Consider the following 17295-nt stretch of genomic DNA (forward strand, 5'->3'; position numbering starts at 1 on the left):
ATTTGCTTTCTTCGTCGGCGCGTCGTTCAAGGGCATTGCTCAGAGGACCCACAAAACCGTAGGCCAGGAGGATCCCGGTGAAGGTACCCACCAGTGCGGCGGCCACCAGGCCACCGATCTTGTCGATGGGGCCGTCCAGGGCGGTCATGGTATTCACGATGCCCAGCACTGCCGCGACGATACCGAAGGCCGGCAGACCGTCGGCCACCCGGCTCACCGCATGGGCGGGGTCTGCCGCCTCATGGTGGTGGGTTTCGATATCGATATCCATCAGGTTGTCCAGCTCGAAGGAGTTCATGCTGCCGCTGACCACCAGACGCATGTAGTCCGAGATGAATTCCACCGCATGATGATTCTTCAGTACCCGGGGGTATTTTTCGAACAGGGGGCTGTTTTCCGGCTCTTCAACATCCCCTTCGATGCCCATCAGCCCTTCCTTGCGCGCCTTGGTGAAGAGGTCATACATCAGGCTCAGCAGCTCCATGTAATCGTCTTTCTTGTAGACGGGGCCGCCCATCATTTTGGGAATGAGGGTGATGACCTTCATGATTGTCTTCATGGGGTTGGCAATGACGAAGGCCCCCAAGGCCGCCCCGATGATGATGATGAACTCGTAGGGCTGCCAGATCAGGATGAGCTGCCCGCCATGAAGGGACCATCCGCCCAGTACGGCAACGATAACGATGATTGAGCCTAGAATGAGATTCACGGGCCGTGTTCCTCCGGGTGCCTGGCTGGGGCTTTGGGCTGGCTAGGATGTGAGAATGCGGGCCATAATAACCGAATCTAACTCTGTGAAGCACTGCTCAATCTGAAGGAGCGAGCTGATGGGCAAACACGTACCGGGCCAGTGGGTCGGTGTTTTTGGTGAAAGGGGCCTTCCCTTGCTGCCGGGTACCCGCGGGTTACTGGCTGATCTGGACTCGGATCAGATATCCAGCATGCGTCTGGTGGCTCGTCTGATCCAGCGGGATCCGGGGCTGGCCCTCAGCGTCGTTCGCACCGCCAACGCGGTGCCCCATCGCCACTTCCACAGCGAGGTGGTGTCCCTGGACGAGGCCGCCATGATGATCGGCATCCAGGGTATTTTGCGCTGCATGGAAAATGTCATGCCGCTGGAGCGCCTGCTCGATCCTGCCGCCCAGGCCCGCTATCTCCAGGTGGCTGCCCGTTCCGCCTATACCGCCCTGTTGGCGGAGGTCTGGGGTGACATCCGCCACGACATGATCCCCGCCGAGGTCTCCCTGGCCGGTTTGTTTTACAACCTGGGCGAGCTGGTCCTGGCGGCCCATGAGGAACGGCGGATCCAGCGCTACCTCTCGCTGATGGCGGATAGCTCCGTTCTACCCCATGAGGCGGAATATGTGGCCTTGGATCTGAGCCTGCGCGCCGTGGGCCACCAGTTGGCGGAGTCCTGGCAACTGCCGGAGATGGTGCGGCATTGCATGCGTCCTGCCAATGCCCGCCACCTGCGCACCCTGGGGGTCATGCTGGCGGCCAAACTGGCCCGTGAAGCGATGCGGGGTTGGTGCAGCCCGGGGCTGGTCGGAGATTTGCGGCTGGCGGCTGAGTATCTGGATGTGGATGCGGAAACCGTGGTGACACAGATCAACCGCGTCTCCGGGGAGTTCAATCTTTATGGGGATCTTTACGGCATCATGGCACCGATCCCGGAACTGCAGATCGAGGATATCGCCGGACAGTTGCCACAGGGTCCGACATCACCCGCGCCGGCCTTCTGTCTGGCGCCCAGGTCGGACCGGTTTGCGCAGGCTGAAGCCCGCCTTCAGGCCGCCGCGTCGGCCGATGAAGATGAGGTGGTGGAGGTGTTGCTGGCCGGTTTGCACCACGGTCTTGGACTGAACCGGGTTGTCTTCGCCCGTCTGGAGGACGGTGGGGAGAGGCTGGTGCCGGCCTCTATGGAAGGCACCGATTATGAACCGGATTTCAATCGGGCCACCATTGATCTCAATGGACGCCATCTGCTGACGGTGCTCATGAGGCGCCCTGCCTCGTTTTGGCTCAATCCCGGCAACGTGGCGGAGATGTGGCCGCAGGTGCCCGAATCCCTGCGTGCGGCCATTGGCGTCCAGGAATTCTTCGCCCACTCCCTGTTTGCCGGAGAGCACCCCGTCGGCATGGTCTACGCCGACCGGCGTTCCCGGGCTTGTGCGCTGGATAAGCGGGCCCTGGCCGGGTTCAATCGCTTGACGACGCTGGCTCAGGCCGAGCTGCTGAGGTTGCAGCAGGCGGCCGGAGCCAGGCCCCGGCCCCGTGCCGAGCCGATCCGCACGTTGCGCTGATCAGCCCCTGCCGTAGCGGCGTTCGATGTACTGCTCCACCAGTTGCTGGAATTCCTCGGCGATATGGTCGCCCTTGAGGGTGACGGTCTTTTCGCCATCCTCATAGACCGGGGCCACGGGCATTTCACCGGTACCCGGCAGGCTGATGCCGATGTTGGCATGCTTGCTTTCCCCCGGGCCGTTGACCACGCAGCCCATTACTGCCACGGTCATCTCCTCGACGCCCGGATAGCGCTTGCTCCAGTCGGGCATGTTGTGGCGGATATAGTTCTGAATATCCTGGGCCAGGTGCTGGAAATAATCGCTGGAGGTGCGGCCGCAACCGGGGCAAGCCACCACGGCCGGGATGAAGCGTCGCAGTTCCAGGCTCTGCAGGATTTCCTGGGCCACGATCACTTCCTTGACCCGCTCGGCCCCCGGTTCCGGGGTGAGGGAGACGCGGATGGTATCGCCGATGCCTTGCTGCAGCAGCACCGCCAGGGCGGCAGTGGAGGCGACGATGCCCTTGACGCCCATGCCCGCCTCGGTCAGGCCCAGGTGCAGGGGATAGTCGCAGCGGGCGGCCAGATCGGTATAGACACGAATCAGGGGCTGGACACCGCTGACCTTGCAGGAGAGCAGGATGCGGTCATGGGGCAGGCCGATCTCCTCGGCGCGCCGGGCGCTGCTCAGGGCGGACTCGATCAGGGCCTCGCGGTTGATGTCCTGGACATCCAGCGGCTGATCCCGCCGGGCGTTTTCGTCCATCATGCGGGCGAGCAGTTCCTGATCCAGGCTGCCCCAGTTGACGCCGATCCGTACCGGCTTGTCATAGCGGCAGGCCATCTCGATCATCTGGGCGAACTGGGTGTCGCGCCGGGCACCGCGGCCCACATTACCCGGGTTGATGCGCAGCTTGGCCAGGGCCTCGGCACAGGCCGGATACTTGCTGAGCAGGCGATGACCATTGAAATGGAAATCTCCCACCAGGGGCACGTTCAGGCCCATGGCATCCAGCGCTTCACGGATGTGGGGAACGGCAGCGGCGGCTTCTTCGGTATTGACCGTGATACGTACCAGTTCCGAACCGCCCCGGGCCAGGTCGGCCACTTGACGGGTGGTCTTTTCCACGTCGGCGGTATCGGTGTTGGTCATGGACTGCACCACCACCGGGGCGTCACCACCGACCACCACATGGCCGACGCGGACAGGGACGGTGACATGGCGACGGTAACCTGGAATATTGGCATTCATCAGCGGCAAGGATCCCGTTCTTGGAGTTGTGCAATCTTATCAGGAATTGTTTTTTCAGGGGCCTTGTGCGGATATCAGCCGGCCTTGAGCACGCTGAGGCGAAATTTTCTGGCCTGTTCCGGCGTATCCAGCTGGCTGGACAACACCTCCAGGGCTTCATCCAGGGTGGTCACCCGGGGCCACGCCTCCTCGCAGATGAGTATCCCCATGGGGCCCATGAACTCGATGATCTCCCGTTCCAGTCGCTGCCTGAGTGCATCATCAAGCGGGGTGACCGGCACGTGTTGCGACGGGTCCGCAGGCAGGGCCGCTGCCTTCCCGCCTGCGGACCGGATATCGACGATGAGATCATCGTCCAGCAGCCCCTGGAGATGGGTGGCCACATCCGTGAAACCGGAGAACTGATCCAGCAGTTCCCCGGTGGTTCGAGCGCCGTTGACCATGATGAGGATACGTCGCGCATCAATGGAGAGCGACCGGTCCTTGTTGTTGATGGCTGTTTTGCCCTTGCTGGTCTTGGCAAATATGCTGTTTCTTTCCATGATGGCTTCACCCTGTTAGGCAGTTCCGGAACATCCGCAAGCCTGGGTTCAGGCGGGTTTGCGGAGGCGTTCAAGGGCGATTCTGATGCTCACTGACATGCGTTCGATGGCGCGCGCCAGCGCGCCGATCTCGTCTCCCCGGTGGGTACCGGCGATCCCGTGATCGAACTGACCTCGGCTGAGCCCCTCCGCGGCCCGGGTCAGCTGCACGATGGGACGCGAAATCTGCCGGGCCAGCAGGAAGGCGATCAGGACCACCAGCACCAGCGTGATGGCACTCATGGTCATGGCATCCCTGCGGGCCTTGAGCAGAGGCGCGAAGGCCTCCTGATAATCCTGCTGGATCATGACCGTCCAGCCCAGCCCGATCTCCTGCCGGAAACCCACCAGGCGTTGCCCTTGATGTTCGATGATCACGGGATACTGGTCGGCCCCCGGGGTGGCCAGAATGGGGTGCCAGCCGTAATCCTGGAGCTGTCCCTCCACCTGTTCCGGCTGGCCGTGGGCGATCAGCTGACGGGCGGGGTCCAGCACCATGGTGAAGCCGGTGTCACCGATTCTGGCCCGGGTGGTGGCATCGGAGACATCCACCAGGTGCTGGGCCGTCGCCATCACCCCCACCAGGTTTGACGGTCCTTCCCCGCCGTCATCAAGAATCGGTTTGGCCAGGATCAGGGCCGGCCTTCCGCTGGTACGGCCGATGAGGACCTGCTGCCCCACGGGCGCACCCTCGATGACCTGTCTGAAGTAGCCGCGGTCACCGTAGTAGGTCAGGGGGTTGTCGTCATTACGTCCGATGTTCCGCCCCTCCGGGTCAACCGTGAAGGCCAGGTAGACCCACTCATAGGCATCGTCCAGCGCCTTGAGCGGCGCCCTCTGCCGTTCGGTGTCCATGGCCCGGATGTCCGGCAGTGCCGCATTCTGGGACAACACCCTGAGATTCATGTCCAGCCAGCCGTCGATCCGGTCGGCAAGGCCCTGGCTGGTGAGCATCAGTTGTCGACTCACATTGTCGTGCCAGCTGCGCTCGATCTGATACACGGCGATGTAGAGCGCCCCCGCGATGGGAATGAAGGCCACCAGCAGCAAGGTAAGAAGGATTTTATGAAAGATCCTGAGGTGGAACAGTTTCCGTTCTGCAGACATTATCCGGCGCTCCTGGGGAAGACCCTGCGGTTCAGGTCGGGAGTGTAATCGGGTCGGGCGGTTTTGAACGCAAATTAGGCACTGCACACCGACGATCCCCCTGAAAGACCCGATAAACCTTGCCTGAATGGCCCTTGTGTCCGGCAACCCGGTTGACGCAAGGGTTTCATGGACGCATAATCCGAGGCCCTTTTGGCGGGTCGGTTTTGTCCCGACCGCGCCAATCACCTTGTTATGGTGACCTGCACCGGTCCCCTCGCGACAATAAGCTGTGAACCCCGCCAGGCCCGGAAGGGAGCAACGGTAACAGTGGACTTGGGCGCCGGGGTGTGGCTGGTGCGGGTTGCCACCCTTATCGTTGATGATGGCGGACACCGCCCGAGGGCTGGCCTTGCCGGTCCGATGCCCGCTACCATGGCCACATCTTGGATGTCCATGGAGACCTGCCCGCTGTGATCAAATCCTCTCTGTCCTTCTTGCTTGCCCTGGTTGCCGCTTGTCTGCTGCTTGCCCCGGCGGGCGCAGCCGAACTCCAGATCCGTGATCTCAAGACCGGCGACGGCCCCCGCGCCGATCGCCACCATGCCGTGCGGGTGCATTACACCGGCTGGCTGGAAGATGGCACTCAGTTTGATTCCAGCCATGACCGGGGCGAGCCCCTGAGCCTGATCCTGGGGCAGGGGCAGGTCATCCCCGGCTGGGAAACGGGTCTTCTGGGCATGCAGGCCGGTGGCCAGCGGGAACTGATCATTCCGCCTCGGTTGGGTTACGGTGAGCGGGGCGCGGGCCGGTCGATTCCGCCCAATGCCACCCTGCGCTTCGAGGTGGAGTTGGTGGCGGTGGAATCGCCGCCCTTTGCCAACGTGAGCAACGACGAACTGGCCGAGCTCATCGCCGCCGGGGTCAAGGTCATCGACATCCGGCGGCCGGAGGAATGGCGCGAGACCGGGGTGTTGGAGGGCAGCTACCTGATCACTGCCTTTGATGCCAACGGCCGCTTCGTGCGCAGTTTCCCCCGCCATCTGACCCGGGTGGTGGAGCGGGACGAGCCCTTCGTGCTCATCTGCCGGGTGGGTAACCGCACCGGCGTACTGGCTCGGTTCATGGCTGAAGAAGCGGCTTACACCCAAGTGATGAACGTCACCGACGGCATCCTGGGCTGGTTGGGGGAGGGGCGCACCGTCAGCAGCGATTGCCCCAGCCTGCAGTCCGGTCAGCGATGCTGAACAGAAAAGGGATCCCGGTTCATGTCGCCTCATCGTTATCGGCTGATCATCTCCTGTCCTGACCGGGTGGGCATCGTTGCCGCCGTGAGCGGGTTCCTGGCCGGTCACGGCGGTTCCATCACCGAGGCCAGCCAGCACTCGGATGCCTCCACCGGCTGGTTCTTCATGCGCTACGAGATCGATGCCGGCACGCTGCCCTTCGATGTCGACGGTTTCCGCCAGGCCTTCGAACCCATCGCCCGGGAGTTCGCCATGCAGTGGCACGTCACCGACGCCCGTCTGCCCCGGCGCGTGGTGCCCCTGGTGAGCAAGCTGGACCACTGTCTGACGGATCTGCTCTATCGCTGGCGCTCCGGGGACCTGCCCATGGATATCCCCTGCGTGATTTCCAATCACGAGGACATGCGGGACTATGTGGAGTGGCACGGGATTCCTTACCACCATGTCCCCGTAGATCGGCAGGAGAAGGCGGCGGCCTTTGCCCGGGTCTCCGGGCTGGTGGACGAGGCCCGGGCGGACGTGGTGGTGCTGGCTCGCTACATGCAGATCCTGCCTCCCGACATGTGTGCCCGTTATGCCGGGCGCGTGATCAATATCCACCACAGCTTCCTGCCGTCCTTTGTCGGCGCCAGGCCCTATCACCGGGCCTTCGATCGGGGCGTGAAGCTGATCGGTGCCACTTGTCATTACGTGACCGATCAGCTGGATGAAGGGCCGATCATCGAACAGGACGTGATCCGCGTTCGTCACGACGACACGGTGGATGATCTGGTGCGACTGGGGCGCGACGTGGAGCGGGCCGTGCTGGCCCGGGGCCTGCGCTACCATCTGGAAGACCGGGTGCTGGTGCACGGCAACAAGACGGTGGTGTTTGATTGAGTACTTCCCCGCGACGATAACAAAAAAGCCACCGTTTCCGGTGGCTTTTTTGTACTCTTGTATGGCGGAGAGGGAGGGATTCGAACCCTCGATACGGGGTTACCGTATACACACTTTCCAGGCGTGCGCCTTCGACCGCTCGGCCACCTCTCCGCTGATTGTCGCGCTGCGCAAGGGCAGACGCTTGATCCGGTGGGCCTTGCCCGTCCCGATCAAGGTGCCGAAAGATACCCGAATCTTTCGGCTTTGGCAAATCCCTTTACCGATTTTTTCTAGCCGTCCTTGCGCGGGGGGGTCCCCCCCTGGGGCAGGTAGCTGGCCGGGAAGGCGGTGACGTTGGCGCCCAGCTCGCTGATCTTGGCCACGCCTTCCTTTTCCACCTCGTCGATGCGGATGATGGCATGCATCGGGATCAGGCTGCGGGTGACGGACGCGAACTCGGTCTTGAGCTTTTCCTCGCCGGGGTCCACCACGATGGCGCTGCGCTCACCGAAGATCAGCTCTTCCACCACCACGAAACCGTACATCTCACTCTGATACACTTGGCGGGCGAAGACCTCGTACACCTTGCCCTGGTTGATGAAACAGACTCGATAGATATGCTTGGAACTGGCCATGTCGTCTCTGCAAAGGGTATGACGGGTACGGCCGCTCGTGACAGGAGCGGGCAGGGCATTCTAGCAGAGCTTCCACCTGATCCCCTGGTTTACCACAACGTCCCGTTGCGCCAGTCGCGCACCACCAGCCCCAGCAGCACCAGGATGCACAGGGTGGTGATCACGGTGGAGGTGACGATCAGTACGGTCAGTAATTCAACGGATGCCATGGATGATGCTCCTGTTCTAGTGGCTGGGCGGCGGCTCATTGAGGGTTTGCCAGTCAAAGGACTGGGGCCACAGCCAGGTGGTCAGCAGCACGATCACCATGGAGACGGCCGCCCCCACCAGGGCACCCACATAGAAACCGATCAGGAAATAGGCGCCAATCCCCGCCAGACTCCCCAGCACCATGGCCAGGGAGGCCCCGATGCGGTTGGTCCGGCGCCAGTACAGCCCGGCGGCAATGGGCCAGATGGTGCTGGCCACGAAGGCCCCGGTGAAATGCAGAAGCTCCGCCAGGGTGGTGATGCGCGGCAGACAGAGCAGCCAGGCGATGATCCCCAGCAGCAGGATGGTCACCTTGGTGGCGGTGCGCAGGTGATCCGCCGTGGCCTGGGGGCGCAGATGCCGATAGTAAATATCGCGCACCACCAGCATGGCGGTGGCCGCCAGCAGGGAGTCCAGGCTGGAGGCCAGGGCGGCGAATACCATGACCAGCACGATGATGGCCCCCGCCAGCCCCAGCAGTTCCGAGGCGACGATAGGACCCACCATGTCGGCGGCCGGAATGTTCACCCCCAGCGCCGGCGCGGCCAGGGCGATGAAACCCGCCACGATGGGGATCGGTGCCCAGAAAAGGCCCGCCAGCAGGTAGGCCCACATGCCCACCCCCTCGCGAAAGGAATAGGCCCGGGTCCACCATACGTTGGAATGGAAGATTTCTCCCATGCCGAAGAGCAGGTTGTTGAACAGGAACATGATCGCCGCGGGCATCAGCAGGGTGAGCAGTTCCGGCCGTTCCAGCTGCAGGCTGAGGTGGATCTCGTCAAAGCCGATGCGGCCGATCACCAGCCAGGCGATGGCCACCAGGCCGATGAGGATCAGGATCGACTGGATGAAGTCCGTGCCGATGACGGCGCGAAAACCGCCGATCAGGGTATAGGCCACGCAGGCCGCCAGGATCACCGTCATGCCCTGCCAGTAGGGGATGCCCGATAGGGCATGGGTGAGCACGCCCCCGGCCATGCCCAGGCTCACCAACCAGCCGAAACTATAGAAAAGGGAAATGGCCAGAAAGATCCGCCAGGCGACATGGCCGTAGCGCAGGCGCACGAAGTCGCCGCTGGTATAGCCATGGGGCATGAGGAAGCGGATACGCTTGGCCAGCGGCGCAAACAGCAGTAGACCCACGGAACCCAAGGCATAGCCGATCATGCCCCAGATACCGATCTGGTAGGCCAGTTGGGGGGCCATCATGGTGGTGTTGCTGGTCACCCAAGTGGCCATGGCGGTGGCGGTCCCCACCGCCAGGCCCACCTTGCGTCCGGCCAGGACGAACTGATCCAGCTCCTTGTCCCGGCGGCCGAAGAACCAGCCCAGACCCACATACAGGGCGGTGAACAGGGCGATCAGCAACCAGGCCAGCCCCGGCTCCAGAATGGCGGTTTCCTGAATGCTCATCAGTCTCTCCTGCCGGTGACGATCAGGGCGATGGTGGCCAGGAAAACAAAGGCACCCACGCCGAAGAGGGCCAGGGCCTGATAGAGGGCGTGATGTCTGACTTCGACGGTCAGAGGAGGGCTCCAGTCCGAGCGGGCGTCGTCGGCCAGGGTGGCCTGGACCCGGTAATGAAAGGTGCCGTCACTGCGACCGCTGATCACGGTGGCCCGGTCGGCCCCCTCGTAGAGGACCTGCGGTTCGCTGAAGTCCATGGATCGGGACTCTTCCAGGCGGTAGACGGCGCCGTCGGCGCCCGTCATGCCCCATCGGAGTTGATAGTAACCGGCGCGGGCGATCTGGGTGGTGGCGTCCAGCGTGGGCACGGCCTGGGCGAGGGCAAGCGACGGCATCATCAGGATGGCGCTCAGTGCGAGTGCCCACAGGGCATGTGGTGCGTGACGATGTGGCATGGCAGTCTCCGCCTGCAAAGGCCTTGCTTCCCCATTTTTACCCTAGACCCCCGAGAAACGAGGGTCAAGGTCGCCCCCGTACCCGTAAAACCCCAAATTGTTTGCACCACCCACCTCCTGTGGCCTAATTTATGCGCCCCTGAACTCCCTGGAATCACCTCATGTACTGGTCTTCGGTGCTCCGTGTCGTCGGGCTGCTGCTGATGCTCTTCAGCGTCACCATGCTGCCCCCGGCCCTGGTGGCTTTAATTTACGACGATCAAGGGCTGGTGCCGTTTCTGGTCTCCTTCGGGATCATCCTCGCCGTCGGCACCCTGATCTGGTTGCCGGTGTGTCGTCGCCGCCAGGAGCTGCGCACCCGCGACGGTTTTCTGGTGGTGGTACTGTTCTGGACCGTGCTGGGGCTGTCCGGCGCCGTGCCGTTGACCCTCTCCCACGCCCCCAGCATCTCCATCACCGATGCCGCCTTTGAGAGCATGTCCGGGCTCACCACCACGGGTGCCACGGTACTTACCGGTATCGAGGACCTGCCTGAATCCATCCGCTTCTACCGCCAGCAGCTGCAGTGGCTGGGCGGCATGGGTATCATCGTGCTGGCGGTGGCCATCCTGCCCATGCTGGGGGTCGGGGGCATGCAGCTCTATCGGGCCGAGACCCCGGGGCCGGTGAAGGATTCCAAGCTCACCCCCCGCATCGCCGAGACCGCCAAGGCCCTGTGGTACATCTACCTCACCCTGACCATCGCCTGCGCCACCGCCTACTGGGCCGCGGGCATGAGTTGGTTTGATGCCATCGGCCATAGTTTTTCCACCGTGGCGATCGGCGGTTTCTCCACGTACGATGCCAGCATCGGGCACTTCGACAGCCCGCTGATCTCCATGATCTGTGTGATCTTCATGTTCATCGCCGGGATCAATTTCGCCATGCATTTCCTGGCCTGGCGGAGCCGCGCCTTCAAGCACTACCTGCAGGACCCGGAGGTGCGCTGGTTCATCGGCATCATGGTTACCACCGGGATCGTGGTCACGGTCACCCTGATGCTGACCCGGCACTACGGCGGTTGGGGCGATACCCTCCATCAGGCCATCTTTCACACCGTCTCCATCGGGACCACGGCAGGTTTTGCCACCGACAGTTTTGACCAGTGGCCCCTGTTTCTGCCGGTCCTGCTGGTACTGGTGGCCTTCATCGGCGGCTGTGCCATGTCCACCGCCGGCGGCATCAAGGTGATCCGGTTCATGCTGCTGATCAAGCAGGGGTATCGAGAGGTGATCCGGCTGGTGCATCCCCAGGCCCAGGTGATCATCAAGGTGGGCAGGAAACCGGTGCCGGACCGGGTGGTGGACGCGGTGTGGGGGTTCTTTGCAACGTATGTGGCGTTGTTCGGTCTGATGATGATGATCCTGATGGCCACGGGGCTGGATCAGGTGACGGCCTTTTCCGCGGTGGCGGCCAACATCACCAACCTGGGGCCCGGGTTGGGTGAGGTGGCCGAAAATTACAGCAATATCAGTGATCTGGCTAAATGGGTTTTGATGTTTGCCATGCTGCTGGGGCGGCTGGAGGTCTTCACCCTGCTGGTTCTGTTCACCCCGGCCTTCTGGCGGCACTGACCCGATAAGATTTTCCCTATGTCCAAAAAGCATCCCATCGTCGTTTGTCTGCGGGTCTGGGTCCGCGGCCAGGTTCAGGGGGTCGGGTTCCGGCCCTTCATCCATGGCCTTGCCACGGAGCTGAATCTGTCGGGCTGGGTGCGCAATGATCCGGCCGGTGTCGAACTCATGGTTCAGGGGGCTCAGCATTCGGTAGATCAGTTCCTGCACCGGCTCTCCCATCACCCACCCCCGCTGGCCCGGGTCGACGTGGTCGAGGCCAACCACCTGGAACCCATCCCCGAGATGTGCGGTTTTGCCATCGTGCCCAGCGTGGGCGGTGCCATTGCCACCGGCATGACCCCGGACGCTGCCGTCTGCCCCCAGTGTCTGGAAGAACTCTTCGATCCCTGCAATCGCCGCTACCGCGATGCCTTCATCGGCTGCACCCATTGCGGCCCCCGCTATACGGCCATGACCGCCATCCCCTATGACCGCGCCCACACCAGCATGGCCGCGTTCACCCTGTGTGCCGCCTGCCGCCGGGAATACCAGGATCCCGGCCAGCGGCGCTTTCATTCCCAGCTCAACGCCTGCCCCGAGTGCGGCCCAAGGCTGAGCCTGCTGGACCCTACCGGCATGCCCTTGCCGGTGGACGACGTCATCCAGGCGGCATTGCAGCAGATCCAGGCCGGCAAGATCCTGGCGGTCAAGGGACTGGGGGGGTTCCACCTGATGTGCGATGCCCGCAACGAGGACGCCGTTGCCCGTCTTCGGGCTCGCAAGCAGCGGGAAGAAAAGCCCTTCGCCATCATGGCCGCCAACCTGGCCTCCATCCGCGATCTGGTACAGCTGCAGCCGGAGGAGACGCATTTGCTCAAGGGCTATGCCCGGCCGATCGTCCTGCTGCGACGCAAACCGGACAGCCGCCCCACGCTGGAGGGGGTGGCGCCCGGCATGCAGCGCCTGGGGGTGATGCTTCCCTATACGCCGCTACAGTATCTGCTGTTCCACGAGGCCGCCGGACGGCCCGACGGCACCCGCTGGCTGCAGGAAGAACCCCAATCTCTGCTGTTGGTCTGCACCTCCGCCAATCCCTTCGGTGAGCCGGTCATCATCAGCAATCAGGGCGCAGTGGACCGGCTGGGCCAGATCGCCGATACCCTGCTGGTGCATAACCGGGACATCCGGGTTCGCTGTGATGACAGTGTGGTCCGCATGACGTCGACCGGCCCGGGGTTCCTGCGGCGGGGCAGGGGATTCACCCCCGAGCCGGTGCGCTTGCCCCGCTCCGGACCCTGTGTCCTGGGCACCGGCGCCTGGTACAACAACACCGCCTGCATCACTCGGGGGCAGCAGGCCTTTCTGTCCCAGCATGTGGGCGATCTGGACAGCCCCGCAAGTTGCCGGGCCCTGGACGAAACCGTCGAGCACCTGATGCTGCTGCTGCGCATCCGCCCCGAGCGCATTGCCTGTGATCTACATCCGGATTACTACAGCACCCGGCTGGCCATGCGCCTGGCCAAGATGCTGGATGTGCCGCTGCTGCGGGTCCAGCATCATCACGCCCACTTGGCGGCTGTTCAGGCGGAACACCAACTGGATCGTCCCGTGATCGGGTTGGCCCTGGACGGGTACGGCCTGGGGGACGACGGCGCCGCCTGGGGCGGGGAACTGCTGCGGGTTGACGGCGCCAGTTATCAGCGCCTGGGGCACCTGCGCCCCCTGCCGCTGCCGGGTGGCGACCAGGCCACCCGGGAACCCTGGCGCATGGCGGCCGCAGTCTTGCATACCCTGGGTCGGAGCCATGAGATACCGGATCGTTATCAGGTTTTTGCCGCCGCCCAGGGGCTGCCCAAACAGATGGACACCGAACGTAATCCCCATCTCACTACCAGCCTCGGGCGCCTGTTCGATGCGGCGTCCGCTTTGCTGCGGGTGAAGTGGGTGGCCCGCTTCGAAGGACAGGCCCCCATGCTGCTGGAAGGACTGGCCGCCCGCCACGGGCCGGAAGTCCCCCTGTCCGGCGGCTGGGTGGTGGATCAGGGGGTGCTGGATTTCATGCCGTTGCTGTCCCGGCTTGCCGACGGCATGGACCCGGGTACCGGCGCCGGTGTCTTCCATGCCACCGTGGCCCAGGGTCTGGCTTGCTGGTTGATCGAGGCGGCCAGGGCGCAGGGCATCCGTGATCTCGTCCTGGGGGGCGGGTGCTGTCTCAACCAGGTGCTGATGCAGGATCTGGTTGAGCGCCTCACCGGTGCCGGGTTCCGGGTCTACAAGCCGCAGTGGTCGCCGCCTAATGACGGTGGCCTGAGCCTGGGACAGGCGTGGATCGCCCTGCAGGCCCCGATCTGATGCGGATAGACCAACTGTCCATCTATTCAGCCATAATGCTAAGATATCGTGATTGTTAATGGTTTAGGTAATAACAATCAATTATGGCCAATTTCGCAACCCATGTGGCAGTGGCCGGCATGGTCGCAACGGGTATGGCTTCGGGGATCGCCGTCACCGGCATGTTGTCCTGGTCGGACAGCCTGATCCTGGGTGTATTCCTGGTGGCGGGTACCCTGTTGCCCGATATCGATGTGGACGGAGGTCGGCCCCAGCGTTGGCTGTTTTCCCTGCTGGCATTGGCGGCGGCCATTGTCGCTTCCAGTTTGACCACCCGGATGCAGACCACGCCCCTGTTCACCGTGCCGGGGCAGACCGTCTCCTGTGAAGCCATCGCGGCGGGTTTTCTGGTCTGGTTGCTGATCCGTTACCCGGCCGCCTACCTGTTCCAGAGGTTGACCCGCCACCGGGGGCTGTGTCACAGCTTGGTGGTGGGCGGCCTGTGGGGGCTCGGCTGGGTCTATCTGGGACTGCAGTGTCTGGCGTCGGAACCCCTGACCATCTGGCTGCAAGGGATGGCGCTCTTCCTGGGTTTTCTGGTCCATCTCGTGCTGGACGAGGCCTACAGCGTGGATATCAACAACGCCCGTATTAAGCGATCGTTCGGGTCCGCCCTCAAGATCTGGGAACCTGATTTCCCCGTGGGATCCCTACTGGCCACGGCCGCCCTGATGGGACTGGTGTGGTTACTGCCCTATCCCCATGAGTTGATTCAGTGGCTGCATCGCGGCGTACAGCTACTGGGCTAGACCGGCATTGGCCCGCAGGAGCGGCCACGGCTCACCTCTCGAAGCGGTAGGATGCCCGGCTCTGATATGCTTCTCTGACCGACAGGTGAGGAACGGGCTCGCTGCCATGCAACACCGATGTTTCCTTTTCAGCGTGACCTTGCTGCTTCTGCTTGGGAGCAGCATGTCGTGGGCGGATGATCTTATGCAGTACTGGGACATCGGCAGCTACCTGGGTCGGTATCCGGACCAGCAGTCCTTGCTCCACGATTTTACCGCGCGGGTTAGAAGCGCTCCTCGGCCGCTACCGGCCGACATGAGCGACAGACCTGTCGTCAGAGTGGCGCTGCTGTATCCCGATCTGCAGGCTTCCGACTATTGGCAGCGCAACCTGACGGCCTTTGAGCGCCGCGCCCGAGCACTTGGGCTCAATCTCTCCATCACGGTCTATTCCAGTCAGCCCGGCGGCATCGATCCCATGCTGCAGGCGGAGCAGTTGCGGGTGGCGCTGGCCGGGCAACCTGATTACCTCGTCTATACCCTGGACACGCCTATCCATCACCGCTTGGCCGAGCGTTTGCTGGCCATGTCCTCCGCCGACAGAGCGGGTCCGAAAATCATCCTGCAGAATATTACGACTCCCTTGCGCGCCTGGGACGGCATGCAGCCTTTCCTGTATGTGGGTTTTGACCACATCGAGGGTTCGCGCATGCTGGCGCGCCACCTTGCCGGTATGACCAGTGGGCAGGGAGAAGTGGTGGTGCTCTACGCGGGGGATGGCTATATCAGCGAAGTCCGGGGTGATACATTCATCCGTGAGATCGCCGCCTTCCCCGGGCTCCGGGTCCGCGCTACCTATTTGACCCACCTGCAGATGGACGTCGCCCGTCGGGCGACCGAGGACGCGCTGAAGCGCTACCCGAATGCGGTCCTGATCTATGCCTGCGCCACTGATATTGCGCTCGGGGCGGTGGCGGCGGTGGCGAACGCGGGGCGTGGGGACACCCCGCTCGTTAATGGCTGGGGCGGCGGCGCCGAGGAACTGCATCTGATCGGTACGGGAGCCCTGGCCGCCACCATAATGCGCATGAATGATGATGCCGGTGTGGCGATGGCCGAGGCCATCGCCATGGACCTGCAGGGGGAGGGGCATCGGGTGCCGCAACTGTTTTCCGGGGACATGGTGCTGGTGACCCGTGACATGGAGGCCGCCACGATCGATCATCTCAAGCAACGGGCCTTTCGCTATTCCGGCGCACCGGCGGATGCGCCGTCACGACAAATCCTTCCCGCTCCTCTGACCGGCCGTTAATTTCGGAACGTTTCCCCCATGGCCAGACGTACACTGATCAACACGATCGTCGTTGCACTGGGTGGCGGCATGGTGCTGTTCAGTGTGTTGGCGGTGGTGCTGACCATCCAGGGTACCCGTCAGGCCACGCTGGCGGAATTGCAGCGAGGTTTTGATCGCAGTGCAGCCCTGGCAAGCCTGATCCTGGATCAGGAAATCGAGGGCATCCAGCGCATGAGCAACGAAATCATGCGTCTGCGCGCCTTGCAGCAGGCGGTACTGGAAGGGCGGCGGGACCTGGCGGAACATCTGTTGTTGCGTCAGATACAGTTGGATCTCCAGGGCGTTTTTGACGGCCTGGTCATCAGTCGTGAAGAGGATGCCCTGTGGCTGTCCGGAGGCTTTGCCGTCTATCGCAAGGAGGCATTGCTGGAGTGGCTGGCGCTACAGCACGAAAACCACAGCGGGTTGTCGGGCAGCCGGCTGCACGAAATGGTGGATGAAGGCGGGCGGTCCCATCTGGTGCTGGTGGTGTCCCAGCATTTTCGCGACCCGGACACCGGGCGCCGGCTGGGCAGTTTCAAGGGGGCTGTGATTCTTTCCGACCGCCCAAGCCTGTTCAATCGGGTCAGGAGCGCGGCCGATCTGCAGGGAGTGGGATGGATGATTGACAACCATCTCTTTGTCGGACCCCTTCCGGCCGACACTCTGCTGTCCGGGGGCCGGCCCCGGCTGATGGCGTCGACCAATGCCGCCGACGGCTTCATTCGCGATGACTCGCTCTACATCGCCCTGCGCCCCTTGAACCTCACCACCATCACCCAGGCGCCGGTCATGATCATGAGTGTGGAAGATCCCCGTGACGAAGCCCGCATCCTGATCACCGTGATGAGTCTGCTGGCGACGGTCATCGTGATTGTCATGGCGGGGCTCCTGCTGTTTTTGACCCGCTTCGTCGCCTTGCCCTTGCGCCGCCTGGCCGAGCAGGCGCGGCAGCTATTGCCGGCCGGGCCGTTGCGGCCGCTGAGCAAGCCTCGTTTCCATACCGATGACGAGTTGGGCCAGCTGGTGAACGCCTTCAATGACCTCATTCGGCGTATCTCGATTCACCAGCACGAACTGGATCGCATGGCGCATTATGACATCCTGACGGGGGTACCCAACCGCAGGCTGCTGGCCGACCGCATTTCCCAGGCCATTGCCCGTGCTCGCAGGACTCGCTCCCCCATTGCA

Annotated in this window: 15 protein-coding genes, 1 tRNA gene and 1 other RNA gene; 9 read left to right on the forward strand and 8 right to left on the reverse strand. The window is 63.2% G+C overall.

All coding sequences use genetic code 11. The annotated features are described in order from the left end of the window. Positions 1-709, reverse strand: a 709-nt coding sequence (gene motA, locus LQ952_RS12855; RefSeq protein ID WP_238623037.1) for a flagellar motor stator protein MotA, incomplete at its 3' end; no start/stop codon positions are given. 118 nt (positions 710-827) lie between these two features. On the opposite strand from motA, the gene LQ952_RS12860 reads away from it, so the two are divergent. Next, positions 828-2303 carry an HDOD domain-containing protein gene (locus tag LQ952_RS12860; protein WP_238623038.1) on the forward strand — a complete coding sequence of 492 codons (1476 nt, stop codon included), beginning with the start codon at positions 828-830 and terminating at the stop codon, positions 2301-2303. On the opposite strand, the gene ispG is transcribed toward LQ952_RS12860, so the two are convergent. From ispG to LQ952_RS12875, 3 genes are all read right to left on the reverse strand, one after another. Then, positions 2304-3536, reverse strand: coding sequence for a flavodoxin-dependent (E)-4-hydroxy-3-methylbut-2-enyl-diphosphate synthase (ispG, locus tag LQ952_RS12865; protein WP_238623039.1), 1233 nt, complete (start codon positions 3534-3536; stop codon positions 2304-2306). A 74-nt stretch (positions 3537-3610) separates the two neighbouring features. Further along, the gene (locus LQ952_RS12870) at positions 3611-4078 is read right to left on the reverse strand and encodes a DUF8082 domain-containing protein (RefSeq protein ID WP_238623040.1); all 468 of its coding nucleotides are present in this window, start codon (positions 4076-4078) and stop codon (positions 3611-3613) included. Positions 4079-4126: 48 nt separating this feature from the next. After that, positions 4127-5224: a cache domain-containing protein gene (locus LQ952_RS12875; RefSeq protein ID WP_238623041.1), complete on the reverse strand. Its 1098-nt coding sequence runs from the start codon at positions 5222-5224 to the stop codon at positions 4127-4129. A 245-nt stretch (positions 5225-5469) separates the two neighbouring features. On the opposite strand from LQ952_RS12875, the gene ffs reads away from it, so the two are divergent. The 3 genes from ffs to purU all read left to right on the forward strand — a co-directional run bounded on the left by ffs (position 5470) and on the right by purU (position 7329). After that, an RNA gene (gene ffs / locus LQ952_RS12880) (signal recognition particle sRNA small type) lies at positions 5470-5566 on the forward strand. A 113-nt stretch (positions 5567-5679) separates the two neighbouring features. Further along, positions 5680-6450 (forward strand): FKBP-type peptidyl-prolyl cis-trans isomerase, encoded by a 771-nt coding sequence (locus LQ952_RS12885; RefSeq protein WP_238623050.1) that lies wholly within the window; start codon positions 5680-5682, stop codon positions 6448-6450. Positions 6451-6471: 21 nt separating this feature from the next. Next, positions 6472-7329 carry a formyltetrahydrofolate deformylase gene (purU, locus tag LQ952_RS12890; protein ID WP_238623042.1) on the forward strand — a complete coding sequence of 286 codons (858 nt, stop codon included), beginning with the start codon at positions 6472-6474 and terminating at the stop codon, positions 7327-7329. A 62-nt stretch (positions 7330-7391) separates the two neighbouring features. On the opposite strand, the gene LQ952_RS12895 is transcribed toward purU, so the two are convergent. From LQ952_RS12895 to LQ952_RS12910, 4 genes are all read right to left on the reverse strand, one after another. Then, positions 7392-7482: transfer RNA gene (locus LQ952_RS12895), tRNA-Ser, on the reverse strand. 119 nt (positions 7483-7601) lie between these two features. Continuing rightward, entirely contained in the window at positions 7602-7946 is a 345-nt protein-coding gene (locus tag LQ952_RS12900) for a DUF1820 family protein (RefSeq protein WP_008932988.1), read from the reverse strand. A gap of 225 nt (positions 7947-8171) precedes the next feature. Beyond that, positions 8172-9608 carry a sodium:solute symporter family protein gene (locus tag LQ952_RS12905; RefSeq protein ID WP_238623043.1) on the reverse strand — a complete coding sequence of 479 codons (1437 nt, stop codon included), beginning with the start codon at positions 9606-9608 and terminating at the stop codon, positions 8172-8174. Then, positions 9608-10057 (reverse strand): hypothetical protein, encoded by a 450-nt coding sequence (locus LQ952_RS12910; RefSeq protein ID WP_238623044.1) that lies wholly within the window; start codon positions 10055-10057, stop codon positions 9608-9610. The genes LQ952_RS12905 and LQ952_RS12910 overlap by 1 nt, the downstream gene beginning before the upstream one ends. Positions 10058-10218: 161 nt before the next feature. Between LQ952_RS12910 and LQ952_RS12915 the strand changes: the two genes are divergently transcribed. From LQ952_RS12915 to LQ952_RS12935, 5 genes are all read left to right on the forward strand, one after another. Further along, a complete protein-coding gene (locus LQ952_RS12915) occupies positions 10219-11670 on the forward strand; it encodes a TrkH family potassium uptake protein (RefSeq protein ID WP_238623045.1) in 1452 nt (483 codons plus the stop codon). Between the two features lie 18 nt (positions 11671-11688). Continuing rightward, positions 11689-14004: a carbamoyltransferase HypF gene (hypF, locus tag LQ952_RS12920; protein WP_238623046.1), complete on the forward strand. Its 2316-nt coding sequence runs from the start codon at positions 11689-11691 to the stop codon at positions 14002-14004. An 83-nt stretch (positions 14005-14087) separates the two neighbouring features. Further along, positions 14088-14792, forward strand: a complete 705-nt coding sequence (locus tag LQ952_RS12925; RefSeq protein WP_238623047.1) for a metal-dependent hydrolase — start codon at positions 14088-14090, stop codon at positions 14790-14792. A gap of 184 nt (positions 14793-14976) precedes the next feature. Further along, a complete protein-coding gene (locus LQ952_RS12930; RefSeq protein WP_238623048.1) occupies positions 14977-16083 on the forward strand; it encodes a substrate-binding domain-containing protein in 1107 nt (368 codons plus the stop codon). 18 nt (positions 16084-16101) lie between these two features. Further along, a partial coding sequence (locus LQ952_RS12935; protein ID WP_238623049.1) for a LuxQ periplasmic sensor domain-containing protein occupies positions 16102-17295 on the forward strand: 1194 nt, incomplete at its 3' end.

This window comes from Ectothiorhodospira lacustris, assembly GCF_022227785.1.
Taxonomy (GTDB): Bacteria; Pseudomonadota; Gammaproteobacteria; order Ectothiorhodospirales; family Ectothiorhodospiraceae; genus Ectothiorhodospira; species Ectothiorhodospira lacustris.